We start from the raw sequence: 24,637 nt of genomic DNA on the forward strand, positions 1-24,637 counted from the left end.
TCAGTCGATTCCGCCCGTTAGGGTCGTCTGCTCAGCATAGTCGAGGTGTTTGACGAGCTGCGCGCGCAGCCGGGCACTTACCTCGGCAAATTCAATCGATCCTGCGTGATCGCGGAGCTGGGTCATTGCCAGCCCGGCGTAACCGCAGGGATTAATCCGTCGAAACGGTTCCAGGTTCATGTCCACGTTCAGGGCCAGGCCATGAAAGGAGCAACCGTGGCGGATCCGCAAACCCAGCGAGGCGATTTTCGCCCCGTCGACGTAGACACCCGGCGCATCGGGCTTGGCCGCCGCCGTGACGCCGTAACTGGCCAGCAACTCGATCAGGCAATGCTCCATGCGGCTAACCAGGTCACGCACGCCGAAACCCAGTTTGCGCACATCCAGCAACAGATAGGCCACCAACTGGCCGGGGCCGTGATAAGTCACCTGACCACCGCGATCGACCTGCACCACCGGAATATCACCCGGCAGCAACAGGTGCTCGGCTTTGCCGGCCTGCCCCTGGGTGAACACCGGAGGGTGTTCCACCAGCCAGATCTCGTCCGCGGCGTCAGTGCCACGTTCATTGGTGAAGCGCTGCATGGCGTGCCAGACCGGCTCGTAAGCCATCTGGCCGAGCTCGCGAAAGCCCAGCGTGCCAGGCATCACAACACCATGTGGACGAAACCGGTAGCCCGCAGCTCGCTGTTGATGTCGTACAGCTGGTCTTGACCGGTGGCGATGATGTGCAGCTGGATGGTGGTGTACTTGCCGTTGCTGCTCTGGCGTTCGTCCACTTTTTCATCATTGATCGTCGCGTGCTTCTTAACGATGTCGATGATCTTTTGCTTGATGTCGACAATGGTGTCGCCGATCACTTTGATCGGGTAATCATTGGCCGGGAATTCGATCTTTGGCGCCTTTACTTCGGTATCTGTCATGGCGTAACGGCCTCGTAAGCCGTGGCAACGGACATGGCCCCGTTCCGGTTTGGAGCGGGGCCATGCAAGTCCACACTAATTCAGTTGAACAAGCTGTAGAAGAATAGACGGATGCTATCCCACATGCGGCGGAAGATACCACCCTCCTCGACCGCGTCCAGAGCGATCAGGTCAGCGCTGTGCACCACCTTGTCGTCCAGTTTCACTTCGACTTTGCCGATCACGTCGCCCTTGGCGATTGGCGCAACCAGTTGAGGGTTCATGGTCATGCTGGCGGCGAGCTTCTTCAGCTGGCCTTTTGGCAGGGTCATGGTCAGGTCTTCAGCCAGGCCGGCCTTGACTTGATTGGTCGCGCCTTTCCAGACAGGCGCCTGAGCCAGCTCGGTGCCTTTCTGATAGAAGGTCTGGGTTTCGAAGAAGCGGAAGCCGTAGGTCAGCAGCTTCTGGGTTTCGGAAGCACGAGCCACTTCGCTGCTGGTGCCGAACACCACGGCGATCAGGCGCATGCCGTCACGAACGGCCGAAGACACCATGCAGTAGCCGGCTTCGTCGGTGTGGCCGGTTTTCAGACCGTCGACGGTCTTGTCGCGCCACAGCAGCAGGTTACGGTTAGGTTGCTTGATGCCGTTCCAGAAGAACTCTTTCTGCGAGTAGATCGCGTAGTGAGCCGGGTCTTCGTGGATGATCGCGCGAGCCAGCACCGCCATGTCGTGCGCCGATGAGTAGTGCTCAGGGTTCGGCAGACCGGTCGGGTTCATGAAGTGGCTGTTGGTCATGCCCAGGTCGGCCACGGTTTTGTTCATCATGTCGGCGAAGGCGTCTTCGCTGCCGGCGATGTGCTCGGAGAGCGCAACGCTGGCGTCGTTACCCGACTGAATGATGATGCCGTGCAGCAGGTCGCTGACCGTTACCTGCGAGCCGACCTTGATGAACATCCGCGAACCGCCGGTACGCCAGGCGTTTTCGCTGACAGTCACCGGATCGTTTTCGCCGATCTGGCCGCGACGGATTTCCAGGGTCGCAATGTAGGCGGTCATCAGCTTGGTCAGGCTGGCGGGCGGCAGACGCTGGTCACCGTTGTTCTCGACCAGCACGTTGCCGCTGCTGGCATCCATGAGCACATAGGCTTTAGCGGCCAGTTGTGGTGGCGACGGCATCATCTCGACCGCGAACGCGGCTGGCGAGAGGAGCAGCGGGACTAGCAGGAACAGGCGTTTGGCAAAGGTGGTGATGTTCATCCGTCTCTCGAAATCGCTAATGGAAACTGCCTTGAAGGCAAAACTAATCAGATGGCTTTCTACGGGCCATCGCGTGTTCAGTCGTTCACTCTGTAACCCTTGCCGGGCTTTTGTTCTTCACGAGCCAACAACCAGGTTCACCCCCCAAATCGCAAGCGAACCGTCAATCAAGTACTACGTGTTACTCGGCGGTGACCAGACTCGGTGAACCGAGATTGGCCATTCGCACGCTGTTCTGCACTTGCTGGATTTCACCCTGAGAACCGATCGGCCCCAGGCGCACCCGATGCAGTGTTTGTTGGTTGCGCACGATCGAGCTGATGAACACCGGTGCGCTCACCATCCCGCTCAACTTCGATCTCAGGAGTTCTGCAGCGTCCGGGTTGGCGAACGCGCCCACCTGCAGATACTGGCCAGAGGCTGGTACAGAAGCGTTTTTTTTTGCATCGATCTGCACAGGCACAACGGCCGCGGCGTGTTGCTGCGGCGGTGGCGTCCATTGCTCGACGGTACCCGCCGAAGCGGTGATCGTCGGCGCGGCATTCTGCGCTACTTGTGGCTCGTTGAGCATCAAAGGCGCCGGACGGCCTTTGGCAGCCCACCACGTTTGCGGGTCGATACCTTCAACCTTGACCCGCGCCGTGCCGATTTCGGCGTAACCGAGTTTTTTGGCGGCGGCGTAAGACAAGTCGATGATGCGGTCGGAGTAGAACGGGCCACGGTCGTTGACCCGCAGGATCACGCTCTTGTTGTTGTCCAGGTTGGTCACCCGAACGTAACTGGGCAGCGGTAAAGTCTTGTGCGCGGCGCTCATGCCATACAGGTCATAGACCTCGCCGTTGGCGGTGTTCTGGCCGTGAAACTTGGTGCCGTACCAGGACGCCGTGCCGGAAGCGACATAGGTCTTGGATTCTTGCAGCGGGAAGTAAGTCTTGCCGAGCACGGTGTACGGGTTGGCTTTATAAGGGCCAGTGTGCAGGGTTGGCGTGGCATCCGGGATGCGCGATACGTCGACGTCCCACCACGGTGCGCCATCTTTGTGGGCGCGGTTGATGTCCAGCCCCGGCACCGAGCGCACAGCGGTGGAGGACGATTTCTGGGCCGGCGCGCGGCTGGTCGAACAACTGGCGACCAACACCGCCAGCGCGGCGAAAGCCATGAGCTTCAGGGGTTTATTCATAGGCAATGCCCGCATTACTTGACGCCCCGTGCTTGGACCAGCTGTTCAGACAGTTGATGTACGGCCATGGCGTACATCACGCTGCGGTTATAACGCGTGATCGCGTAGAAATTCTTCAGACCCATCCAGTACTCGGGGCCTTTGTCACCTTCCAGTCGGAAAGCCGTGACCGGCATATCATCGCGCAGCGCATCATGACTCGACCACCCCAACGCTCGCAACTCTCCGACGGTTTTAGTCGGTTCGATGCCCGTGGTCAAACCTTCATCAACCTGATCGCCTCGCACGTCGGCGCGACTGACCACCGGTTCACCCGCGACCCAGCCGTGACGTTTGAAATAGCTGGCGACGCTGCCAATGGCATCGTCCGGATTGGTCCAGATATTAATGTGGCCGTCGCCGTCGAAGTCCACCGCATACGCACGAAAACTGCTCGGCATGAACTGTGGCAGGCCCATGGCGCCGGCGTAAGAGCCTTTGAGGGTCAACGGATCGACCTGTTCTTCGCGGGCCAGCAACAGGAATTCACGCAATTCCTTGCGGAAAAACTCGGCACGGGGAGGATAGTCGAAACCCAGCGTCGACAAGGCATCGATCACCCGGAAATTCCCGGTATTACGGCCGAAAAAGGTCTCAACGCCGATGATCGAGACGATTACCTGGGCCGGCACGCCGTATTCCTGTTCGGCGCGGGCCAGCACCGCTTCGTGCTGACGCCAGAAATCCACACCGCGGGCGATGCGCGCGTCGGTGATGAACATCGGGCGGTATTCGTTCCACTGCTTGACCCGCTCGGCGGGTTTGGAAATCGCGTCCAGAATCGACTGCTTGCGCTCGGCCTCGCGGAACACGCCCATCAGCTGTTCACCGGCGAAACCGTAGTCGCGGGTCATTTCACCGACGAATTCGGCCACCTGGGGTGAGCCTTCGTAATCGCCGGCCAACGCTTCCTGCGTTGTGCCAAGGATGCTTACCAGGCCGACCCACGGCGCGTTTCGAGTCGCCCAGCCACGCATTACTTGCATTGAAATCTTCACCTTATTCAAACCTGTGCGATCCACTTGCGATGGGTATGGATCGACATCAAAACCCCAAACGCTGACAGTAGCGTCACCAGCGAAGTTCCTCCGTAGCTAATAAACGGCAACGGCACCCCCACAACCGGCAACAGGCCACTGACCATACCGATGTTGACGAAAACGTAAACAAAAAACGTCATGGTGAGGCTGCCCGCGAGCAATTTGCCGAACAATGTCTGGGCCTGGGCGGTAATCACCAGCCCGCGACCGATCAACAGCAGGTAAATCAGCAGCAAGGCGCAAATGCCGACCAGGCCGAACTCTTCGCCCAGTACCGCAATAATGAAGTCGGTGTGGCTTTCCGGCAGGAAGTCCAGGTGCGACTGGGTGCCCAGCAGCCAGCCCTTGCCGAACACGCCGCCAGAACCGATGGCGGCTTTTGACTGAATGATGTTCCAGCCCGTGCCCAACGGATCGCTTTCCGGGTCGAGAAACGTCAGGATTCGCTGTTTCTGGTAGTCGTGCATGATGAAGAACCACATCGCCACGGCCACCGGCACCGCAGCCGCCAGCACGCTGAGGATCCAGCGCCATCGCAGGCCGCCCATGAACAGCACGAAGGCGCCGCCCGCGAGAATCAGCAGCGAGGTGCCGAGGTCGGGCTGACGCACGATCAGGATGAACGGCAAGCCAATCAGGAACAGGCTGACCCCGACGTGCTTGAGCTGCGGCGGCAACGTGCGTTTGGACAGATACCAGGCGATGGTCGCCGGCATCAGGATCTTCATGAATTCCGAAGGCTGGAAGCGGATCACGCCGGGGATGTTGATCCAGCGCGTGGCGCCCATGGCGTTGTGGCCCATGACGTCCACCACCACCAGCAACAGCACGCCGAGTACATAACCGACCGGCACCCAACGGGCCATGAAGCGCGGCTCGAACTGGGCGATGACGATCATCGACACCAGGCCGATGCCAAACGAGGTCGCTTGCTTGGCCAGCAAGTCCCAGCTCTTGCCACTGGCCGAATACAACACGAACAGGCTACCGGCGGCGAGGGTCAGCAACAGGATCAGCAACGGGCCGTCGATGTGCATGCGTTGCAACAGCGTCGCACGGCGACGCATCACATCCTCACTGGAGAGGATGCGATCGAAATTACTCTTCACGGGCCGTAGCCTCCGGGCTGATAGGGCTGGCGTACTCGGCCTTCAACCGACCGTCCTGGTCCAGAAGCCAGGCGTCCATGATTTGACGAACCACAGGCGCGGCGACGCCGGAACCGGACTCGCCGTTCTCGACCATCACCGACACCACGATTTGCGGGTTGTCGGCCGGGGCGAAGCCGACGAACAAGGCGTGGTCGCGGTGGCGCTCCTGAACCTTGGAGCGGTCGTACTTCTCGCCCTGCTTGATCGCGACCACCTGGGCGGTACCACTTTTGCCGGCGATCCGGTATTGCGCACCGATGGCGGCCTTGCGCGCCGTACCGCGAGCACCGTGCATGACCTGCTGCATGCCATGGTTGACCTTGGTCCAGTCGGACGGATCGCGCAGAACGATGTCCGGCATCGGATTTTCATCCTTCGGTCGTTCGCCCTCAACGGTCTTGGCCAGGTGCGGACGGTTCCAGATGCCTTTGTTGGCCACCAGCGCCGTGGCCTGGGCCAACTGCAACGGCGTGGACTGCATGTAGCCCTGACCGATCCCCAGAATCAGCGTTTCGCCCGGGAACCAGGCCTGACGGCGCGTTGCACGTTTCCATTCGCGGGACGGCATCAAACCCGGCGACTCTTCGAACATGTCCAGCGAGACCTTCTGGCCGATGCCGAACTTGCCGAGGTACGACGACAACCGATCAATCCCCAGCTTGTGGGCCAGGTCGTAGAAGTAGGTGTCGTTGGAACGCATGATCGCCGTGTCCAGGTCCACGTAGCCGTCGCCGGTACGGTTCCAGTTTCGGTATTTGTGATCGTAGTTGGGCAGTTGGTAGTAACCGGGGTCGAAGACTCGGGTCGAGGCCGTGACCACGCCCGAATCCAGGCCGGCAATCGCCACCGCCGGCTTGATGGTCGAGCCTGGCGGGTACAGACCGCGCAGCACGCGGTTGAACAGCGGCCGGTCGATGGAATCGCGCAGTTCGGAATAAGCCTTGAAACTGATGCCGGTGACGAACAGGTTCGGGTCGAAACTCGGCTGGCTGACCATCGCCAGGACTTCGCCGGTTTTCGGGTCCAGCGCCACCACCGCGCCACGGCGTCCGCCGAGCGCCGCTTCGGCGGCTTCCTGCAATTTGATGTCCAGGCTCAGGACGATGTCCTTGCCGGGAATCGGATCGGTACGCTTGAGCACCCGCAAGACGCGGCCCCGAGCGTTGGTTTCAACTTCCTCGTAACCCACCTGGCCGTGCAGCTCGGGCTCGTAGAAGCGCTCGATGCCGGTCTTGCCGATGTGGTGGGTGCCGCTGTAATTGACCGGATCAAGCGATTTCAGCTCTTTCTCGTTGATCCGCCCCATGTACCCGACCGAGTGCGCAAAGTGCGCGCCCTGCGGGTAATGCCGCACCAATTGCGCAACCACTTCCACGCCTGGCAAACGGAACTGGTTCACGGCGATCCGGGCGATCTGCTCTTCGGTCAGCTCGAACAGGATCGGCACCGGCTCGAACGGCCGACGGCCCTGACGCATGCGTTTCTCGAAGATCACCCGATCCTCGGGCGTCAGCTCCAGCACTTCGACGATCACGTCGAGTATTTGCTGCCAGTCGCCGGAGCGCTCGCGGGTCATGCTCAGGCTGAAGCTTGGCCGGTTATCAGCCACCACCACGCCATTACGGTCGAAGATCAAGCCGCGAGTCGGCGGAATCGGCTGCACGTGGACGCGGTTGTTTTCCGACAGGGTCGAGTGGTACTCGTACTGAATCACCTGCAGGAAATACAACCGCGCGATCAGCACACAGATCAGCACGACCACCGCAATAGCCCCGAACACGACGCGGCCCCGCACCAGACGGGCGTCTTTTTCGTGGTCCTTGATGCGGATCGGCTGGGACATGAGGGCAGAACTACTTGTGGTAAGGGTGGCCGGACAGGACTGTCCAGGCACGATACAGCTGTTCGCCGATCAGGATCCGCACCAACGGGTGCGGCAACGTCAACGGCGACAACGACCAGCGCTGATCGGCCCGCGCGCAGACTTCCGGCGCCAGCCCTTCGGGGCCGCCGACCATGAAATTCACCGTGCGCGAGTCCAGCCGCCAGCGATCGAGTTCGACCGCCAACTGCTCGGTGCTCCAGGGTTTGCCGTGGACTTCCAGCGTGACGACACGCTCATTCGGCCCGACTTTCGCCAGCATGGCTTCGCCTTCCTGACGGATGAAGCGCGCCACGTCGGCATTCTTGCCACGCGTATTGAGCGGAATTTCCACCAGTTCCAGCGCCAGCTCGGACGGAAGACGCTTGGCATATTCATGCCAGCCTTCTTCCACCCATTTGGGCATGCGTGAACCGACGGCGATCAGTCGCAGTCGCACAGCGGTCCCTTACTGCTGGTCTTTGTTGAGCTTGATGAAGTGCTCATGGGTGTTTTCCGGGCTGTGGTGAGCCGCGTTCAGAGCACGGCTCTGTTCTGCACCGGACCACAGACGCTCGAGGTCGTAAAACTGACGAGCCGAAGCAGTCATCATGTGCACGATCACGTCGTCCATATCCAGCAACACCCAGTCGCTGTCGCCCTTGCCTTCTTCACCCAATGGCTTGACGCCCAGGGCTTTGACGGCTTCGCGGACCTTGTCCAGCATCGCGCCGATCTGGCGATTGGAAGTACCAGTGGCGATGATCATGAAGTCAGTGATGCTCTGCTTTTCACGAACGTCGATGACCTGGATATCCTGGCCCTTCACGTCTTCCAGGGCTGCCACGGCAACCTTGACCAGCTCTTCACCGCGCAGCTCCGGCCCGGTCGGGGCCTCTACTGGCAGCGGGGCGCTCTTGAACGTGCCTTTGCGCTTCACTTTGGATACGTCTTTGTCAGTCATATAAAACTCGTTTTGCTCGTATGTTCGGGCGCTTCGGTTCACGGGTTCACGTGTTTTGAAGCGCGCCCTTTTTCAGTTCGACGCACGGTAAAGTCCGTGCGCATCGATGTAGGCCAGGACCGCGTCGGGCACCAGGAAACGTACCGACTTACCGCTGGCCAGCAGTTGACGGATCTGGGTGGCGGATACCGCGAGCGGTGTCTGCCAGACGAATGCAATCTGTCCGCTCGGCCCTTTGAGGGCCAGCGGGTCGCTCACCGAGCGTGCCGCCAACAGATTGCGCAAGGCATCCGGCGGTTCGCTGTCGGCATCCGGGCGTTGCAACACCAGGATGTGGCAATGCTGGAGCAACTCTTCCCAGCGGTGCCAAGTGGGCAGGCCGCAAAATGCGTCCCAGCCCAAAAGTAGAAAAACCTGGTCTTCGGCGGCCAACTCGGCGCGCATCAGCTCCAGGGTGTCGATGGTGTAGGACGGTTTGTCCCGCTGCAATTCGCGGGCGTCCACCACCAACGGTGCCACACCGGCCACCGCGCACTCGACCATCGCCAGACGGTCCTGCGCCGAGACCTGCGGCGTATCCCGATGAGGCGGCCTGGCACTGGGTGTCAGTCGCAGCTCATCCAGCGCCAGCGATTCGGCGACTTCCAGCGCACCGCGCAAATGGCCGATGTGCACCGGGTCGAAAGTCCCGCCCAGTACGCCAATGCGCCGAGGTTGCGGCGCGTTGGCAGTCACTTGGGCTATCGGGTCGAGGTCGCCCAAGTCAGACCGACGCCTGACCGCGCAACTGGCCATCACCGACCACGATGTACTTCTCGCAGGTCAGCCCTTCGAGACCCACCGGGCCGCGGGCGTGCAGCTTATCAGTAGAAATGCCAATCTCGGCACCCAATCCGTATTCAAAGCCATCGGCGAAACAGGTCGGCGTGTTGATCATCACCGATGACGAATCGACTTCGGCGACAAAACGCCGGGTGTCGGCGAGGTTTTCGCTGACGATCGAGTCGGTGTGGTGAGAGCCGTAGTGATTGATGTGGTCGATGGCCTGGTCCAGCCCGTCGACCACGCGAATCGACAAGATCGGCGCCAGGTATTCGGTGTTCCAGTCTTCTTCCGTCGCCGCTGCGGCATCGATGATCGCCCGTGTGCGCTCGCAACCGCGCAGCTCGACGCCTTTTTCGCGGAACTGGGCAGCCATCGACGGCAGGAAATCTTTCGCAACGGTTTGATCCACCAGCAGCGTCTCCATCGCACCGCAGATGCCATACCGGTAAGTCTTGGCGTTGAAGGCGATGCGCTGGGCTTTCGCCAGATCGGCGTGGGCACTGACGTAAACGTGGCAGATGCCGTCCAGGTGCTTGATCACCGGCACGCGGGCGTCACGGCTGACGCGCTCGATCAGGCCTTTGCCGCCGCGCGGCACGATCACGTCGACGTACTCGGGCATGCTGATCAGCGCGCCAACGGCGGCACGGTCGGTGGTTTCGACCACTTGCACCACGGCGGCCGGCAATTCGGCTTCGGCCAGACCGCGCTGGATGCAGGCGGCAATGGCGCGGTTGGAATGAATCGCCTCGGAACCGCCGCGCAGGATGGTCGCGTTACCGGACTTCAGGCACAGGCTGGCGGCGTCGATGGTCACGTTGGGACGCGATTCGTAGATGATCCCAATCACGCCCAACGGCACGCGCATCTTGCCGACTTGAATGCCCGATGGCCGAAAGCTCATGTCGCGAATCGCGCCGACCGGATCGGGCAACGCCGCCACTTGGCGCAGGCCGACGATCATGCCGTCGATGCGCTCCGGGGTCAGCGCCAGGCGTTCGAGCAAGGCCGGTTCAAGACCATTGGCGCGGCCCGCGGCCAAATCCTGTTCATTGGCCGCCGTCAGCTCGGCGCGGGCAGCGTCCAGCGCATTGGCAGCCGCCTGCAAGGCGCGGTTTTTCTGCGCGGTGCTGGCACGGCCAATGATGCGAGACGCCTCGCGGGCAGCGCGACCCAGGCGGGTCATGTAGTCAAGAACGGACTCAGTCATGGTCTGGCGTGGACTTGGCAAAGAGGAAAGCGGCAGATTATAGCTGTCGCGTCCACCGACTAACAGCGGTGACAGGCGGATGGTCGAAATGGAGGGCGATTTGCCGACGTTCAGCCGTGATTAAGCTGCAAATTGTTATCATCAGCGCTCAATCAGCCCTGATAAACGCCGTTCATCATGTCCAACCTGACTGTTCGCGCCCCCGCCGCAAGCCTGCCCACGGCACTTCCCGACGCTTTTTTCGACCGCGACGCGCAAACCCTGGCCCGGGATTTACTCGGCAAAGTCATTCGCCACCGGATGGGCGATTTGTGGCTCAGCGCGCGAATTATTGAAACCGAAGCCTATTACTTCGACGAAAAAGGCAGCCACGCCTCCCTCGGCTACACAGAAAAGCGTAAGGCTTTGTTTCTGGATGGCGGCCACATCTATATGTATTACGCCCGTGGCGGTGACTCTCTGAACTTCAGCGCCAAGGGGCCGGGCAACGCGGTGCTGATCAAATCCGCCTATCCGTGGGTCGACGAACTGAGCGGGCCGGCGAGCCTGGCGCAGATGCTGATGAACAATCCCGATGCGCAGGGCCGCCCTCGCCCTTCGCAAAAGCTCTGCGCCGGGCAGACCTTGCTGTGCAAGGCGCTGGGCTTGAAGGTGCCGGTCTGGGATGCCAAACGCTTTGATCATGAAGTGCTGCTGGTGGAAGATGCGGGCCCCGCACCGGCTCATGTCATTCAAACCACGCGCCTGGGCATCCCCCAAGGGCGTGATGAACACTTGATGTACCGGTTTGTTGATGCGGCTTACGCGCCGTATTGCACGCGGAACCCGTTGCGACGCGGACAGGTCGAAGGTCGCGATTATTTTTTGCTGCCTTGATGATAAAAAATCCACCGGTGGGGACGGGCTTGCTCGCGAAAGCGGCCTTTCATTCGATATTGATATCGCCTGACATGCGCCTTCGCGAGCAAGCCCGCTCCCACAGGGATCTGCGGTGTTACGTAAATTGCATTCGCCCGCCAAGGGCTAATTGAATCAGATGGAGTGGTTTTTATGGGCCCATGGCTCGATAGCGTGACCGGTTGGTTGACGGTCAACCCGCAATGGCTGGCCGCGGCGGTGTTTATAGTGGCTTTTGTGGAATGCCTGGCGATTGCCGGGTTGATCGTGCCCGGCACGGTGCTGCTGTTTGCCGTGGCGGTATTGGCCGGCAGCGGTGCGCTGTCGTTGAGTGAAACGCTGCTGCTGGGGTTTGCTGCCGGCGTGCTCGGCGACATCGTGTCCTACTTCATCGGTCGACATTTCCACCAGAACATCCGGCGCTTGCCCGGCTTGCGTCATCACCCGGAATGGATCAACGGCGCCGAGGCCTATTTCCAGCGTTATGGCATCGCCAGCCTGTTGGTCGGACGCTTTATCGGCCCGTTGCGCCCGATGCTGCCGATGGTCGCCGGGATGTTCGACATGCCGTTCCCACGGTTCCTGGCGGTCAGTCTGCTGGCTGCCGCCGGCTGGAGTGTTGCTTATCTGTTGCCGGGCTGGGCCACGGGGGCGGCGATTCGTTTGCCGCTGCCGGAAGGTTTCTGGCCTGAAGCCGGGATTGTCGCCGGTGCCATTGCCGTCATGGTCGGTTTGAGCATCACCAGCAGCATGCGTCGCCATCGCAAGGCGACGGTGTTGATTGCCGGGATGAGTTTGCTGATTCTCGCAGGACTGTTTATCGGTTATCCGTACCTGACCGCCCTCGACCAGGGCGTCATGACGCTGGTGCAAGAACACCGCAGCCCAATGCTTGATGAATGGGCCGTGACCTTCACGCTGATCGGCGAGTTCCGCAACATGCTGATGTTCAGCGTCCTGCTGACCGGACTGCTGCTGATCACCCGGCAATGGCGCCAAGCGATTTTCGCTGGCAGCACTTTGCTTTGCACCGCGCTGGCCAACACCTTCACCAAGCTCTTTTTTGCCCGTATGCGCCCGGAAGTGCTGACTGATCCGCTGACCAGCTACAGCATGCCCAGCGGTCATGCGTCGGGGTCATTTGCGTTGTTCCTGACCCTCGCCGTACTCGCCGGCCGAGACCAGCCACCGCGAATGCGCCTGACCTGGTTGCTGCTGGGTTGTCTACCCGCGCTGTCGATTGCCTTGTCGCGGGTTTACCTGGGCGCGCACTGGCCGACGGACGTGCTGGCCGGCGCGATGCTGGCGGCGTGTGTCTGTGCGGCGAGCTTGTGGCTGAGCCAGCGCCAGGCGCCGCTCAACGCCATGCCGCCCAAGGTCTGGTGGCTGGTGTTGCCGGCACTGACCGCGTTGTTTGCGTTCTTTGCATTGCGGCATCTGCCGCATGCGATGTTGAGATATGCCTACTGACAGGCAGCGCGACGTTCGCAGAGTGAAACGTCGCACTCATATCGTGCTCGCGCCTCAGGCAAACAACTCGCCCTGCAACTCGTCCAGCAACGCTTGAATGGCATCGAGCCGTTGCTGCGGGTCATCGAGTTGCAGCAGATCAATCTTGTCCACTTCGGCGAACGGCAGCAGATACGCCAACTGATTGGCCAATGACTGTTGCCCGTTGGCCTCGGTGCCCATGTTCAGCGCTTCGACCATCGGGTGCTCGGCCAAGGCTTTGAGCAGCGCGACCAGGTCGGCGTCTTCATCTTGCAGGGGTTGCTCAGGTTCATCTTCCAGCCACTCGACGTCGGCGATGGTCAATTGATCGCGTTGCACCTCGGTGCGCAACACGTGAAAACGCCGTCCGCCCTGCACCCTGATCCCCAACAAGCCGTTGTCCTGCTGCTTGAAATCGGTGATCAGCGCTTCACAGCCCACCAGCGCGTAGCCGGCCGGGGCGATGCCAACCTCTTCACCCTCAAGAATGCACACCACGCCGAAACCAGCGCCCTGTTTCATGCAGCGGCCAATCATGTCCAGGTAGCGCGCCTCGAAGATCTGCAAATCGAGGATGCAACCCGGAAACAGCACTGTGTTCAGCGGAAAAAGCGGCAAGCTCATAGACATTTCCTTACACCATCATCGACACCGCCAACGGCAGGAACACCGCCGTGGCCACGCCCATCAGACTCATCGCCAGCGCCGCGAAGGCGCCGCATTCTTCACTTTCCTGCAACGCCACCGACGTGCCGACTGCGTGGGCGGTCATGCCCAGCGCCATGCCACGCGCCTCAGGACTGTGGACACCGAGCCGGGTCAAAAGACTCGGCCCGAAAATCGCGCCAATCACCCCGGTGATCAACACGAACACCGCCGCGAGCGCCGCGACGCCGCCAATCTGTTCGGCGACGAGCATGGCGATCGGCGAGGTCACCGATTTGGGCGCCATGGTCATCAGGATCATATGTTCGGCACCGAACCACCAACCCAGCAGCACGCCCAGGCCCGTCGCCACCACGCCGCCTATCACCAGCGTAGTAAATATCGGCCAGAACAACTGCCGAATCCGTCGCAGATTGAGGTACAGCGGCACCGCCAGCGCCACGGTCGCCGGGCCGAGCAGAATGCTGAGGATCTCGGTGCTCTTGCGGTACTCGACAAAGGTCAGACCGCAACTGACCAGCACGCCGATCACCAGCAGCATCGACACCAGCACCGGTTGCAGAAACACCCAACGGGTTTTCTCGAACGCCGCCAGCACCAGTTGATAAGCGCCCAACGTGATGCCGATGCCGAACAGCGGGTGATGGATGACGGAATCAATCGCGCCGTGCCAATCGAGGGTCATTGGTCATCTCCGCGAGGCGCGTGACGCTTGACCAGGCGTTGCATCAGCACGCCGGCGAACGCCATCGACAGCACCAACGACAACACCAGGGCGCCAACGATGGCCCAGAAATCGGCCGCGATGTCCTTGGCATACACCATGACGCCCACCGCCGGCGGCACCAGCAGCAACGGCAGGTAACGCAGCAGGCTGCTGGCCGCGACATTCAGCGGTTCGCCAACCTGACCGCGAGCGATCAAGTACGCCAGCAACAGCAACAGCCCGACAATCGGCCCAGGCAGTACCGGCAAAAACAAATGGTTGATGGCCGTGCCCAGCAATTGGAACAGCACCAGCCAGGTCAGGCCACGTAACAACATCCGTTCTCTCCCCCGGAATGAGTGCCCGGCATTATAAGCACGCCGATAGACCGGCATTCGCCAAAAGCATGGTCAGTTGACCGGAGCAATTTGCCATGTTGATCTAAAGTGGTTTCAGGGAGGTCAAATCCCCCCACTTGAAAAACTATAAATCCGATGAAACCAAGGAGAGTCTCAATGCCCTATGTTCCCGTTGCAGAGCTCAAAGATTATGTCGGCAAGGAACTCGGACGTTCCGAATGGCTCACCATCGATCAGGCACGCATCAACCTGTTCGCCGAGGCCACAGGGGATTACCAATTCATTCACGTCGACCCGGTCAAAGCCGCGCAAACGCCATTTGGCAGCACCATCGCCCACGGTTTTCTGTCGCTGTCGCTGATTCCCAAATTGATGGAAGACATCCTCATCCTTCCCGAAGGCTTGAAGATGGTGGTCAATTACGGGCTCGACAGCGTGCGCTTCATCCAACCGGTCAAGGTCAATTCGAAAGTGCGGCTCAAGGTCGAATTGACTGAAGTCAGCGAGAAAAAACCCGGCCAATGGCTGCTCAAAGCCACCGCCACACTCGAGATCGAAGGCTCGGACAAACCGGCCTACATCGCCGAACCGCTGTCGCTCTGCTTCGTTTAATCCTCCCGGATGCGAAACAGCTCACGCTGTTTCGCTACGCGCCCCTTTTACCGGCTGTATAAGGTCACATAGCTGCGGCATACTCGGTCGCCTAATTGCCCGGATCCCGCTATGCGCTCACTTGCACTCCTCGCCTTGACCCTGATGCTCACCGCTTGCGGCGACGGCGAATCGCCGCTGCCGCCCGATGCCCGCTTGCCGGACGGCGGGCGCTATCGCGGTGATCTGGTCAACGGCTTGCTGCAAGGCCAGGGCCGCATCGACTACCCGAATGGCAGTTGGTACGCCGGCGAATTCGACAAGGGCCAATGGCACGGCCAGGGCGAATGGCACGGCAGCAACGGCGAAGTCTATCGCGGCCAGTTCAACCAAGGGCTGTTCGATGGCCCGGGCGTGCTGACCACCAACGGCAGCAGCTACACCGGCGGCTTCAAACTCGGCCGGCGCGACGGCGAAGGCACGCTGAAAGAAAACGGCATGACCTACCGCGGCGAATTCAAGGCCGACCAATATTCCGGGCTCGGCCGTCTCGAACTCGAGGACGGCAGCACCTATCAAGGCCAGTTCGCCCACGGCAAACCCAACGGTGAGGGCCAGCGCGGCGACGCCAGCGGCAACCAGTTCACCGGGCACTTCGTCGACGGGCAACTGGAAGGCAACGGCACGTTCAACAGCGCCGACGGCGACATCTATGTCGGCAGCTTCAAAGACAACCAGTTGCACGGCAAGGGCCGCTACGAAAACGCCGACGGCGATGTGTGGCTCGGTCAGTTCAAGGAAGGCTCGCTGAGCGGCAAGGGCGAGTTGATCGGCGCCGACGGCAGCCATTACGTCGGCCAGTTCAGCGACTGGCGCTTCAGCGGTCCGGGGCGCTTGAACCTGCCCGACGGCAGTTTCTACATCGGCCAGTTCGACAATGACAGCTACTCCGGGCGCGGCACCCTGGTGCTGACGGATGGCACGGTGCAAAGCGGCACATGGGTCAACGGTCAGCGCGTGCGCGACGCCGACGGCAAGTTGCTGCCTGACAGCCTCGAACTCGGCCTGCTGGCCCAAGGCCGTTTGCTCGAAGATGCGCTGTTCAACGTCCCGGCCTCGACCCCGGCGGTGGAGCTGTACACCCTGACCCTCGGTGGTGACGGCAAGCAGAGCGTGTTCCTGCGTGAATCCGATTACGTCAGCAACATGCTCAGCAGCCGCTTCGGCGCCTACGGCCAGATTCGCCTGGTGAACCATCGCGACCACCTCATGGACCGGCCGATGGCCACCCGCGAAAACCTGCGCCGCGCGGCACTGACCCTGGCCGAACGCAGCGGCCCGGAAGATTTGATCTTCATCTACCTGACCAGCCACGGCACCAGCGAACACGAACTGGTGCTCGATCAGCCGCGCATGGAGCTGTCCGACCTGCCGGCCGACGAACTCGCCGCCGTCCTCGCCCCGCTGAAGAACCGCGACAAGATCATCGTGATTTCGGCGTGCTACTCCGGTGGTTTCATTCCGGCGCTGAAAGACGAACGCACGCTGATCATGACCGCCTCGCGCGCTGATCGCGTGTCGTTCGGTTGCTCGGAGGAAGCCAACTTCACCTACTTCGGCGACGCGCTGTTCGCCCAGGCGCTGAACCAGACCGACGACCTCGAGCAAGCCTTCAAACTGGCCAAGGCCACCGTCGCCGAGCGTGAACTGGCCGATAGCTTCGAAGCCTCTGAGCCGCAGATCTGGGCGCCGAAAACCGTCCTCGCGCACTGGCAACTTTTACGCAAACAGCAAGCACGAAAAGCACTGCAAAGTGCCTCTATCAACAGCAAGGATGCAAAGAGCAACTAAGCTGAACAGTATCAAGGGGGAAACACTATGTACTTGACGCCTCAGCATGTATTGCTTGCCGGAGCTACCGGTTTGACCGGTGAACATTTGCTTGATCGCTTGCTCAATGAGCCAACGATTTCAAGGGTATTGGCCCCATCACGTCGACCACTGGCCGAACATCCGCACCTGGAAAACCCGGTCGGTGATCCGGCGGTGTTTCTGCCGCAATTGAACGGTCGCGTCGACATCGCCTATTGCTGCCTGGGCACCACGATCAAACAGGCGGGCTCGGAAGCGGCGTTCCGCGCGGTCGATCTGGACATGGTAGTGGCGTTCGGCAAACGTGCCCGGGAAATGGGTGCGCGGCACTTGATCGTGATCAGCGCGCTGGGCGCCGATCCGAAATCCTCGGTGTTCTACAACCGGGTCAAGGGTGAGATGGAACAGGCATTGCGCGCACAAGACTGGCCGCAACTGACCATCTGCCGGCCTTCGCTGCTGCTGGGCGATCGCGTCCAACCGCGTTTGGCCGAGCAACTGGCCGGGCCGTTGTCGCGGTTGATTCCGGGCAAATACCGGGGCATCGAAGCGTGCCAATTGGCGCGGGCGATGTGGCGGCTGGCACTGGAAGAGCAGGATGGCGTGCGGGTGATCGAGTCGGACGAATTGCGCAAGTTAGGTAAATAAATCTGCGGTGTTGCCCGTTCGCGAGCAAGTCGAATCGTCGCACCGCCGCTCCCACATTGATCTGTGTTCATCGGACAAACGTGGGAGCGGCGGTGCAACACCGTTTCAATGCCGAACGCTACAACCCGCCCGTCGCCTGAAAACTCACGCCGATCACGGTCAGCAGCGACAACGGCAGCAGCAGCGTATCGAGCAACGCGCTGGCCGGCAGATCCAGCCCCGGATAACTCGGCGCTTCGGCGCCAAAATGATCCTTGGCACAGCACCCACCGTTCATCGCGTACACATCCAGTCGAGTCCCCGAATACACCACTGGCGCTCCCGGCTTGGCCGCATCCAGCGTGCGCGCCGTGGCGCAGCCGGCCAGTTGCAACGCCAGCAGTAAAACCAGCAGCTTATTCATCGCTGCTCAAATGGTGTTCGCCCCAGCGCGGCAGCATGTCTTGCGGGATGTTCAGCAGGTTGAGAATCCGCGCCACGACAAAGTCGATCAGGTCATCGATGGTCTGCGGCTGGTGATAAAAACCCGGCGAGGCCGGCAAAATCGTCACGCCCATGTTCGACAACTTGAGCATGTGCTCCAGGTGAATGCTCGAATACGGCGCTTCACGCGGCACCAGAATCAACTGGCGGCGCTCCTTCAACGTCACGTCGGCGGCGCGCTCGATCAGGTTGTTGCAAGCACCGGTGGCGATCGCCGACAACGTCCCGGTCGAACACGGCACCACCACCATTGCCGCGGGCGCGCCAGAGCCCGAGGCCACCGGCGACATCCAGTCTTCCTTGCCGTACACCTTGATTTGCCCGGCGGCGGCGCCGGTGTATTCGGTGAGGAAGGCCTGCATCGTCTGCGGCTTGGGCGGCAGCGTGACGTCGGTCTCGGTGGCCATCACCAGTTGCGCGGCTTTGGAGATCAGGAAATGCACTTCCCGATCTTCACGGATCAGGCAATCGAGCAAACGCAAACCGTACTGCGCGCCCGAAGCGCCGGTCATCGCCAGCGTGATGCGTTCCGGGCCGTTGTTCATTGCAGCGCCTCGGCCAGTTTGCCGTGCAGGCCGCCGAAGCCGCCGTTGCTCATGATCACCACATGCGTGCCGGGCTGGGCCTGGCTTTTCACCCGTTCGATGATGCCTTCCAGCGAATCGCTGACAATCGACGGCACGGTGCACAGCGCCGCCGTGCCGGCCAGGTCCCAGCCGAGGTTGGCCGGTGCGTACCAGATCACTTGGTCGGCATCGACCACGCTTTCCGGCAAACCGTCACGGTGCGCGCCGAGTTTCATGGAGTTGGAGCGTGGCTCGATGATCGCAATCAACGGCGCATCGCCGATTTTCTTGCGCAAGCCGTCGAGCGTGGTGGCGATGGCGGTCGGATGGTGGGCGAAGTCGTCATAAATGGTGATGCCGCGCACTTCCGCGACTTTCTCCATCCGGCGCTTGACGCTTTTGAATGCGCTCAACGCGGCGATGCCCATCGCCGGCACCACGCCGACATGGCGCGCGGCGGCCAGGGTGGCGAGGGCATTGGCAACGTTATGCTGGCCGGTCATGTCCCACTCGACCACGCCTTGGGCGACGCCGTCGAACATCACTTCGAACTTCGAACCGTCTTCGCTCAACAGCTTGACCTGCCATTGCCCGCCAGCACCGGTGGTTTGCACCGGGGTCCAGCAACCCATTTCAATGACGCGCAGCAACGCGGGCTCGGTGGTGGGATGAATCACCAGGCCTTCGCTCGGGATGGTCCGCACCAAATGGTGGAACTGGCGCTCGATGGCTGGCAGATCGGGGAAGATGTCGGCGTGATCGAACTCAAGGTTATTGAGGATCGCGGTACGCGGGCGGTAGTGGACGAACTTGGAACGTTTGTCGAAGAAGGCGCTGTCGTACTCATCCGCCTCGATCACGAAGAACGGTGTGCCGCCCAGGCGAGCGGAGACCGAGAAATTCTGCGGCACGCCGCCGATCAAAAAGCCCGGGCTCATGCCCGCGTGCTCCAGCACCCAGGCGAGCATGCTGCTGGTGGTGGTTTTGCCGTGGGTTCCGGCAACGGCCAGCACCCAACGGCCCTGCAGCACGTGATCCGCCAGCCATTGCGGGCCGGAAACGTAAGGCAAGCCCTTGTTCAATACGTATTCAACGGCCGGGTTGCCACGGGACATGGCGTTGCCGATGACGACCAGGTCCGGCGCCGGATCGAGCTGCGAGGGATCGTAGCCTTGGGTCAACTCAATGCCCTGCGCTTCGAGCTGGGTGCTCATCGGCGGATAGACATTGGCATCGGAGCCCGTCACGTGATGGCCCAGCTCTTTGGCCAGAACCGCCATCGAACCCATGAAAGTGCCGCAGATACCAAGAATATGAATGTGCATTAGTCGACCTCGTAAAACCTGGCCGCAGGTTAGCGTAGGGAGGGGAAATTCGCACCTTGTGTTTCGGAGCCGAGGACGCCTTCGCGAGCAAGCCCGCTCCCACATTTGATCTGTGTCGCTTACAAATTGAATGTGGGAGCGGGCTTGCGCGCGAATGGCCTCGACGCGGTTTAGCGCTCGATCCCGTGCTTGCGCAGCTTTCTATAGAGGGTATTGCGGCTGACCCCAAGCTGCTCCGCCGTATGCGTCATGTGCCACCGCGTCTGTTCCAGCGCATTGAGCAGCGCCAGTCGCTCGGCGTCCTCCAGCGGATGCTCCGACGTTTCTTCGGCCGCCAGAGCCGGCACCGGTCGGGCCTGACGAATCATCGCCGGCAAATCCTCCAGCCCGATCCGCCCGCCGTCACACAACGCCGCCAACGTGCGAAGGACGTTACGCAATTGCCGCACATTCCCTGGCCACGCAAAACCGAGCAACGCCTGCCGCGCCGGCTCGTCAATCAGCACCGTTTCGCCGGCGGCCTCTTCAGCCAGCAAAAAGTCGAGCAACTGCGATTTATCCGTGCGATCACGCAACGCCGGCAATGCCACTTCCAGGCCATTGAGCCGGTAATACAAATCCTCGCGGAAGCTGCCGTCCTGCACCCGCTCCAGCAAATGCCGATGGGTGGCACTGATGATTCGCACATTGACCGACTCCGGCTCACCGCCAATCGGTACCACCTGCCGATCTTCCAGCACTCTTAATAGCCGGGTCTGCAAGGCCAGCGGCATGTCACCAATCTCATCGAGAAACAACGTGCCGCCATCCGCCTGCTGCAACTTGCCGCGCATGCCTTCCTTGCGCGCGCCGGTAAAGCTGCCGCCGCGATAGCCGAACAATTCGCTTTCGATCAGGCTTTCAGGAATGGCCGCGCAATTGAGGGCGACGAAGGCTTTTTCGCAGCGCCGGCTGGCCTGATGCACCGCTTTGGCGAACGCCTCTTTGCCGGACCCGGTTTCGCCGTTGATCAGCAGCGGCACATCGCGCTCGAACACTCGCAGGCATTTGCGGAAATCTTCCTGCAACGCCGCATCGCCCAGACAGATGCCGGACAAGCGCGGCCGCTCGGCCATTGCCGGGGCGGGCGTCACGGGCACCGGAATACTGCGCGGCTGGCCACGCAACACGGCAAACAGGCTGCGACCATCGCGGGTGCGCAACGGCCAACTGGCACTGGCGCTCACACTGGCGCGAGCGAGCAACTGGTCCAGCGAGCAATCGAAAAACGCCTCAACCGGCTGACCGAGCAATCCGCCGCGAACATGCCCCAGCAAGTTCAACGCACTTTGGTTGACCGCGCTGATCCGCCCTTCCCCGTCAAACGCCAACAGCCCTTCGCTGAACAGCCCCACAGACTCGGCCTGCAAATGAAAGCGCAGCAGCCATTGATTGTCGAAGTAACGCAGGAAATAGCAGCTCTCGATCATCTTCGCCGACAGATTGACCAGCGCCATGGTGTGGAATTGGCTTTGACGCGAAACGTCATGCCGCGCGGAAGACACGTCGAGCACCACCAGCAGTTCGCCGTGCGGGTCGAATACCGGGCTGGCCGAGCACGTCAGGCCGGTGTGGCGACCGCGAAAGTGTTCATCCTGATGGATGGTCAGCGACTGGCGTTCCACCAGGCAGGTGCCGATGCCGTTAGTGCCCTCGCAGGCCTCGCTCCAGTCGGCGCCGAGCCAGAGCCCGGCACGCTCGAAAATTTTCCGTTCGGCGGGTGCGGTGACGCAATTGAGGATCACCCCGCGCGCATCGGTCAGCAGCACCGCATGGCCGGCGCCCGAGAGTTGCTGATGAAGACTGGTCATTTCGTTGCCGGCGATTTGCAGCACTTGCTGCAAGCGTTCGCGGCTTTCCAGAACACGGCCATGTTCCAGCACCGTTGGCGCGATGCTCAGGGCTGGGTCGAGGTGATAGTCCTCAAGACAGCGCAGCCAGGAACGGGCAATCGACGGATCGCTGCCAGGACCGTGCAAGTGGGGCTTGCCGCCCTGCGTAACGGTCAGCACTTGCCGGGCATGGCGACTCAAATGGTTGTCGTGCATTTCTTATTATTCTCCCCGAACGGTGAGTGCTTGCTGTGACCAGAGGGCTTCTGTGATGAGGGAGCTTTGTGGCCAGGGCCTTGTTGTAATGAGGAGGGCTTGCTGTGCTGAGGAGATTTTTGTGGCAAGGGGGCTTTTGTGGCGAGGGGGCTTGCCCCCGTTGGGCTGCGAAGCAGCCCCAAAACCAGCCACCTCTATCTACCTGCCATACCAGGTGCTCAGGATTTACGACTGCTGCGCAGCCGAACGGGGGCAAGCCCCCTCACCACAAAAGCCCTCTAGGCAAAAAGCCCCTTAGCAACAAAAGCCTTCCAGCCACAAAAGCCACTCAGCAACACAAGCCTTCTATCCACAAAAGCCACCCAGCAACACAAGCCTTCTATCCACAAAAGCCACTCAGCAACACAAGCCTTCTAGCCATAAAAGCCACTCAGCAACACAAGCCCTCTAGCCACAAAAGCCCCGTCGCCACAACCGTATCCATGCATGGCAATTTGCGCCCCAGCATCCTCCAGCCATTCGCGCATTGCAATGCCGGCGAGATCACCCGATCACCGCCTGCGCCACAAATGGCACAAAGTGTCACTCGCGCTGTACCGAAAGCGTCACAGTCGCCGTCCGCCCGTCCGACAGAAACTGCGCAAGGCCTTGATTTGCCTGACCTGCAAGGCAGTGGCCCAGCCTTTGCTCTACGCTTATAGCAAGCGCACAAGCGCGTCTCTCTTATAAGTACAAAAGCCAAGGAGAACTATCATGCGTTACGCTCACCCCGGTACTGAAGGCGCCATCGTTTCGTTCAAGGCCAAATACGGTAATTACATCGGCGGCGAGTTCGTCGCGCCTGTCAAAGGTCAGTACTTCACCAATACATCGCCAGTGAATGGCCAGCCGATTGCCGAATTTCCGCGTTCCACGGCCGAAGACATCGACAAAGCGCTGGACGCTGCCCACGCCGCTGCCGATGCCTGGGGCGCCACGTCCGCCCAGGCGCGCTCGCTGGTGCTGCTGAAAATCGCCGACCGCATCGAGCAGAACCTGGAACTGCTGGCCATCACCGAATCCTGGGACAACGGCAAAGCCGTGCGTGAAACCCTCAACGCCGACATCCCGCTGGCAGCCGACCATTTCCGTTACTTCGCCGGTTGCATCCGCGCCCAGGAAGGCAGCGCCGCCGAAATCGACGGCAACACCGTCGCGTATCACATCCATGAACCGCTGGGCGTGGTCGGGCAGATCATCCCGTGGAACTTCCCGATCCTGATGGCCGCCTGGAAACTCGCGCCGGCCCTGGCCGCCGGTAACTGCGTGGTGCTCAAGCCTGCCGAGCAGACTCCGCTGGGCATCACCGTGCTGCTGGAACTGATCGGCGACCTGTTGCCGCCCGGCGTGCTCAACGTGGTGCAAGGCTTTGGCAAAGAAGCCGGCGAAGCGCTGGCCACCAGCAAGCGCATCGCCAAGATCGCCTTCACCGGCTCGACCCCGGTCGGCTCGCACATCATGCACGCCGCGGCCGAAAACATTATTCCGTCCACCGTGGAGCTGGGTGGCAAGTCGCCGAACATCTTCTTCGCCGACATCATGCAAGCCGAGCCGACCTTCATCGAAAAAGCCGCCGAAGGCCTGGTGCTGGCGTTCTTCAACCAGGGCGAAGTCTGCACCTGCCCGTCCCGCGCACTGGTGCAGGAATCGATCTACGACGACTTCATGAAAGTGGTGATGAAGAAAGTCCTGTCGATCAAACGTGGCGACCCGCTGGACACCGACACCATGGTCGGCGCGCAGGCGTCCGAGCAGCAATTCGACAAGATCCTTTCGTACCTGGAAATCGCCAAGGGCGAAGGCGCCGAGCTGCTGACCGGCGGCAAGGTGGAAAAACTCGAGGGCAATCTGTCGACCGGGTATTACATCCAGCCGACCCTGCTCAAGGGCACCAACAAAATGCGCGTGTTCCAGGAAGAAATCTTTGGCCCGGTGGTGAGCATCACCACCTTCAAGGACGAAGCCGAAGCGCTGGCCATCGCCAACGACACCGAGTTCGGCCTCGGCGCCGGCCTCTGGACCCGCGACATCAACCGCGCCTACCGCATGGGCCGCGCGATCAAGGCCGGTCGTGTCTGGACCAACTGCTACCACCTGTACCCGGCGCATGCCGCGTTCGGCGGTTACAAAAAGTCCGGCGTCGGGCGTGAAACCCACAAGATGATGCTCGATCACTATCAGCAGACCAAAAACCTGCTGGTGAGCTACGACATCAATCCATTGGGCTTCTTCTAAAGACTGGGGGCGCTGCAGATGTTTCTGCATCGCCCCTTCTGCCGCGTTCGCGAGCAAGCCAGCTTCCACATTTATCCGCTGAACACAGATTTATTGTGGGAGCGGGCTTGCTCGCGAAGGCGTCCTCAAACACACCGAAAATCATCGTTCTGCCGCTCTGGCGCGGGCTTTGCATGCATGCTTCACAGATAAAAGCCATACCCGAAAGTCCAACAGATCAAACAATAAAAAACAGAGAGGA

At 61.0% G+C, this 24,637-nt stretch carries 24 protein-coding genes; 6 read left to right on the forward strand and 18 right to left on the reverse strand.

The window, feature by feature from the left end; genetic code table 11:
* The 11 genes from lipB to ACQKP4_RS05610 all read right to left on the reverse strand — a co-directional run bounded on the left by lipB (position 1) and on the right by ACQKP4_RS05610 (position 10,431).
* Positions 1-648 (reverse strand): lipoyl(octanoyl) transferase LipB, encoded by a 648-nt coding sequence (gene lipB / locus ACQKP4_RS05560; RefSeq protein ID WP_427631172.1) that lies wholly within the window; start codon positions 646-648, stop codon positions 1-3.
* Positions 648-923, reverse strand: a complete 276-nt coding sequence (locus ACQKP4_RS05565) for a DUF493 domain-containing protein (protein ID WP_054052426.1) — start codon at positions 921-923, stop codon at positions 648-650. Before ACQKP4_RS05565 ends, lipB begins: the two co-directional genes overlap by 1 nt.
* Before the next feature lie 80 nt (positions 924-1,003).
* On the reverse strand, positions 1,004-2,161 hold the full coding sequence (locus ACQKP4_RS05570; protein ID WP_427631174.1) for a D-alanyl-D-alanine carboxypeptidase family protein: 1,158 nt from the start codon (positions 2,159-2,161) through the stop codon (positions 1,004-1,006).
* A 181-nt stretch (positions 2,162-2,342) separates the two neighbouring features.
* On the reverse strand, positions 2,343-3,356 hold the full coding sequence (locus ACQKP4_RS05575) for a septal ring lytic transglycosylase RlpA family protein (protein WP_427631176.1): 1,014 nt from the start codon (positions 3,354-3,356) through the stop codon (positions 2,343-2,345).
* Positions 3,356-4,366 (reverse strand): lytic murein transglycosylase B, encoded by a 1,011-nt coding sequence (gene mltB, locus ACQKP4_RS05580; RefSeq protein WP_427631178.1) that lies wholly within the window; start codon positions 4,364-4,366, stop codon positions 3,356-3,358. The genes ACQKP4_RS05575 and mltB overlap by 1 nt, the downstream gene beginning before the upstream one ends.
* Positions 4,367-4,383: 17 nt before the next feature.
* Complete coding sequence (rodA, locus tag ACQKP4_RS05585) at positions 4,384-5,487, reverse strand: rod shape-determining protein RodA (RefSeq protein ID WP_262164170.1); 1,104 nt, start codon at positions 5,485-5,487, stop codon at positions 4,384-4,386.
* Positions 5,488-5,518: 31 nt separating this feature from the next.
* Positions 5,519-7,414, reverse strand: coding sequence for a penicillin-binding protein 2 (gene mrdA / locus ACQKP4_RS05590; RefSeq protein WP_427631180.1), 1,896 nt, complete (start codon positions 7,412-7,414; stop codon positions 5,519-5,521).
* 10 nt (positions 7,415-7,424) lie between these two features.
* Positions 7,425-7,892 carry a 23S rRNA (pseudouridine(1915)-N(3))-methyltransferase RlmH gene (rlmH, locus tag ACQKP4_RS05595; protein WP_007937439.1) on the reverse strand — a complete coding sequence of 156 codons (468 nt, stop codon included), beginning with the start codon at positions 7,890-7,892 and terminating at the stop codon, positions 7,425-7,427.
* A gap of 9 nt (positions 7,893-7,901) precedes the next feature.
* Complete coding sequence (gene rsfS / locus ACQKP4_RS05600) at positions 7,902-8,396, reverse strand: ribosome silencing factor (RefSeq protein ID WP_427631182.1); 495 nt, start codon at positions 8,394-8,396, stop codon at positions 7,902-7,904.
* 72 nt (positions 8,397-8,468) lie between these two features.
* Positions 8,469-9,191 (reverse strand): nicotinate-nucleotide adenylyltransferase, encoded by a 723-nt coding sequence (nadD, locus tag ACQKP4_RS05605; protein WP_427631184.1) that lies wholly within the window; start codon positions 9,189-9,191, stop codon positions 8,469-8,471.
* A complete protein-coding gene (locus ACQKP4_RS05610) occupies positions 9,160-10,431 on the reverse strand; it encodes a glutamate-5-semialdehyde dehydrogenase (RefSeq protein WP_427631186.1) in 1,272 nt (423 codons plus the stop codon). Before ACQKP4_RS05610 ends, nadD begins: the two co-directional genes overlap by 32 nt.
* A 177-nt stretch (positions 10,432-10,608) precedes the next feature.
* On the opposite strand from ACQKP4_RS05610, the gene ACQKP4_RS05615 reads away from it, so the two are divergent.
* Positions 10,609-11,307: a DNA-3-methyladenine glycosylase gene (locus tag ACQKP4_RS05615; RefSeq protein ID WP_427631188.1), complete on the forward strand. Its 699-nt coding sequence runs from the start codon at positions 10,609-10,611 to the stop codon at positions 11,305-11,307.
* 174 nt (positions 11,308-11,481) lie between these two features.
* Positions 11,482-12,798, forward strand: coding sequence for a bifunctional DedA family/phosphatase PAP2 family protein (locus tag ACQKP4_RS05620; RefSeq protein WP_427631190.1), 1,317 nt, complete (start codon positions 11,482-11,484; stop codon positions 12,796-12,798).
* A 54-nt stretch (positions 12,799-12,852) separates the two neighbouring features.
* Here ACQKP4_RS05620 and ACQKP4_RS05625 read toward each other — a convergent pair whose 3' ends face one another.
* Genes ACQKP4_RS05625 through ACQKP4_RS05635 form a run of 3 tightly spaced genes read right to left on the reverse strand, consistent with a single transcriptional unit; the run spans position 12,853 to position 14,529 of the window.
* Positions 12,853-13,443, reverse strand: coding sequence for an LON peptidase substrate-binding domain-containing protein (locus tag ACQKP4_RS05625; RefSeq protein ID WP_427631192.1), 591 nt, complete (start codon positions 13,441-13,443; stop codon positions 12,853-12,855).
* A 10-nt stretch (positions 13,444-13,453) separates the two neighbouring features.
* Complete coding sequence (locus ACQKP4_RS05630; RefSeq protein ID WP_427631194.1) at positions 13,454-14,170, reverse strand: LrgB family protein; 717 nt, start codon at positions 14,168-14,170, stop codon at positions 13,454-13,456.
* On the reverse strand, positions 14,167-14,529 hold the full coding sequence (locus tag ACQKP4_RS05635) for a CidA/LrgA family protein (protein WP_427631196.1): 363 nt from the start codon (positions 14,527-14,529) through the stop codon (positions 14,167-14,169). The genes ACQKP4_RS05630 and ACQKP4_RS05635 overlap by 4 nt, the downstream gene beginning before the upstream one ends.
* Positions 14,530-14,706: 177 nt before the next feature.
* Here ACQKP4_RS05635 and ACQKP4_RS05640 point away from each other — a divergent pair, with 177 nt between their 5' ends.
* The 3 genes from ACQKP4_RS05640 (at position 14,707) to ACQKP4_RS05650 (ending at position 17,661) form a co-directional block, all read left to right on the forward strand.
* Complete coding sequence (locus ACQKP4_RS05640; protein WP_427631198.1) at positions 14,707-15,162, forward strand: MaoC family dehydratase; 456 nt, start codon at positions 14,707-14,709, stop codon at positions 15,160-15,162.
* Positions 15,163-15,273: 111 nt separating this feature from the next.
* On the forward strand, positions 15,274-16,992 hold the full coding sequence (locus ACQKP4_RS05645) for a C13 family peptidase (protein WP_427631200.1): 1,719 nt from the start codon (positions 15,274-15,276) through the stop codon (positions 16,990-16,992).
* 27 nt (positions 16,993-17,019) lie between these two features.
* Positions 17,020-17,661 (forward strand): oxidoreductase, encoded by a 642-nt coding sequence (locus ACQKP4_RS05650; RefSeq protein ID WP_427631202.1) that lies wholly within the window; start codon positions 17,020-17,022, stop codon positions 17,659-17,661.
* A 118-nt stretch (positions 17,662-17,779) separates the two neighbouring features.
* Here the strand turns inward: ACQKP4_RS05650 and ACQKP4_RS05655 are convergent, their stop codons facing one another.
* The 4 genes from ACQKP4_RS05655 to ACQKP4_RS05670 form a co-directional block, all read right to left on the reverse strand.
* Positions 17,780-18,064 (reverse strand): YceK/YidQ family lipoprotein, encoded by a 285-nt coding sequence (locus ACQKP4_RS05655; protein ID WP_427631203.1) that lies wholly within the window; start codon positions 18,062-18,064, stop codon positions 17,780-17,782.
* A complete protein-coding gene (ubiX, locus tag ACQKP4_RS05660; protein ID WP_054052392.1) occupies positions 18,057-18,689 on the reverse strand; it encodes a flavin prenyltransferase UbiX in 633 nt (210 codons plus the stop codon). The genes ACQKP4_RS05655 and ubiX overlap by 8 nt, the downstream gene beginning before the upstream one ends.
* Positions 18,686-20,035 (reverse strand): UDP-N-acetylmuramate:L-alanyl-gamma-D-glutamyl-meso-diaminopimelate ligase, encoded by a 1,350-nt coding sequence (gene mpl / locus ACQKP4_RS05665; protein WP_427631205.1) that lies wholly within the window; start codon positions 20,033-20,035, stop codon positions 18,686-18,688. Before mpl ends, ubiX begins: the two co-directional genes overlap by 4 nt.
* A 170-nt stretch (positions 20,036-20,205) precedes the next feature.
* A complete protein-coding gene (locus tag ACQKP4_RS05670; protein ID WP_427631206.1) occupies positions 20,206-22,122 on the reverse strand; it encodes a sigma-54-dependent Fis family transcriptional regulator in 1,917 nt (638 codons plus the stop codon).
* 753 nt (positions 22,123-22,875) lie between these two features.
* Here ACQKP4_RS05670 and exaC point away from each other — a divergent pair.
* Positions 22,876-24,396, forward strand: a complete 1,521-nt coding sequence (exaC, locus tag ACQKP4_RS05675; RefSeq protein ID WP_427631208.1) for an acetaldehyde dehydrogenase ExaC — start codon at positions 22,876-22,878, stop codon at positions 24,394-24,396.
* The last annotated feature ends 241 nt before the right edge of the window (positions 24,397-24,637 follow it).

This window comes from Pseudomonas sp. NPDC086278, assembly GCF_050280905.1.
Taxonomy (GTDB): domain Bacteria; phylum Pseudomonadota; class Gammaproteobacteria; order Pseudomonadales; family Pseudomonadaceae; genus Aquipseudomonas.

Bases quoted from the DNA above. Each gene is read 5' to 3' on its own strand.
- nadD (WP_427631184.1), bottom strand. From the start codon at position 9,191: ATGGCCAGTTGCGCGGTCAGGCGTCGGTCTGACTTGGGCGACCTCGAC.
- mltB (WP_427631178.1), bottom strand. From the start codon at position 4,366: ATGCAAGTAATGCGTGGCTGGGCGACTCGAAACGCGCCGTGGGTCGGC.
- ACQKP4_RS05575 (WP_427631176.1), bottom strand. From the start codon at position 3,356: ATGCGGGCATTGCCTATGAATAAACCCCTGAAGCTCATGGCTTTCGCC.
- rodA (WP_262164170.1), bottom strand. From the start codon at position 5,487: ATGCGTCGCCGTGCGACGCTGTTGCAACGCATGCACATCGACGGCCCG.
- ACQKP4_RS05670 (WP_427631206.1), bottom strand. From the start codon at position 22,122: ATGCACGACAACCATTTGAGTCGCCATGCCCGGCAAGTGCTGACCGTT.
- ACQKP4_RS05640 (WP_427631198.1), top strand. From the start codon at position 14,707: ATGCCCTATGTTCCCGTTGCAGAGCTCAAAGATTATGTCGGCAAGGAA.
- lipB (WP_427631172.1), bottom strand. From the start codon at position 648: ATGCCTGGCACGCTGGGCTTTCGCGAGCTCGGCCAGATGGCTTACGAG.
- ubiX (WP_054052392.1), bottom strand. From the start codon at position 18,689: ATGAACAACGGCCCGGAACGCATCACGCTGGCGATGACCGGCGCTTCG.
- ACQKP4_RS05645 (WP_427631200.1), top strand. From the start codon at position 15,274: ATGCGCTCACTTGCACTCCTCGCCTTGACCCTGATGCTCACCGCTTGC.
- ACQKP4_RS05635 (WP_427631196.1), bottom strand. From the start codon at position 14,529: ATGTTGTTACGTGGCCTGACCTGGCTGGTGCTGTTCCAATTGCTGGGC.
- ACQKP4_RS05610 (WP_427631186.1), bottom strand. From the start codon at position 10,431: ATGACTGAGTCCGTTCTTGACTACATGACCCGCCTGGGTCGCGCTGCC.
- mpl (WP_427631205.1), bottom strand. From the start codon at position 20,035: ATGCACATTCATATTCTTGGTATCTGCGGCACTTTCATGGGTTCGATG.
- ACQKP4_RS05565 (WP_054052426.1), bottom strand. From the start codon at position 923: ATGACAGATACCGAAGTAAAGGCGCCAAAGATCGAATTCCCGGCCAAT.
- ACQKP4_RS05615 (WP_427631188.1), top strand. From the start codon at position 10,609: ATGTCCAACCTGACTGTTCGCGCCCCCGCCGCAAGCCTGCCCACGGCA.
- ACQKP4_RS05570 (WP_427631174.1), bottom strand. From the start codon at position 2,161: ATGAACATCACCACCTTTGCCAAACGCCTGTTCCTGCTAGTCCCGCTG.
- ACQKP4_RS05655 (WP_427631203.1), bottom strand. From the start codon at position 18,064: ATGAATAAGCTGCTGGTTTTACTGCTGGCGTTGCAACTGGCCGGCTGC.
- rsfS (WP_427631182.1), bottom strand. From the start codon at position 8,396: ATGACTGACAAAGACGTATCCAAAGTGAAGCGCAAAGGCACGTTCAAG.
- ACQKP4_RS05630 (WP_427631194.1), bottom strand. From the start codon at position 14,170: ATGACCCTCGATTGGCACGGCGCGATTGATTCCGTCATCCATCACCCG.
- exaC (WP_427631208.1), top strand. From the start codon at position 22,876: ATGCGTTACGCTCACCCCGGTACTGAAGGCGCCATCGTTTCGTTCAAG.
- ACQKP4_RS05625 (WP_427631192.1), bottom strand. From the start codon at position 13,443: ATGAGCTTGCCGCTTTTTCCGCTGAACACAGTGCTGTTTCCGGGTTGC.
- ACQKP4_RS05650 (WP_427631202.1), top strand. From the start codon at position 17,020: ATGTACTTGACGCCTCAGCATGTATTGCTTGCCGGAGCTACCGGTTTG.
- ACQKP4_RS05620 (WP_427631190.1), top strand. From the start codon at position 11,482: ATGGGCCCATGGCTCGATAGCGTGACCGGTTGGTTGACGGTCAACCCG.
- mrdA (WP_427631180.1), bottom strand. From the start codon at position 7,414: ATGTCCCAGCCGATCCGCATCAAGGACCACGAAAAAGACGCCCGTCTG.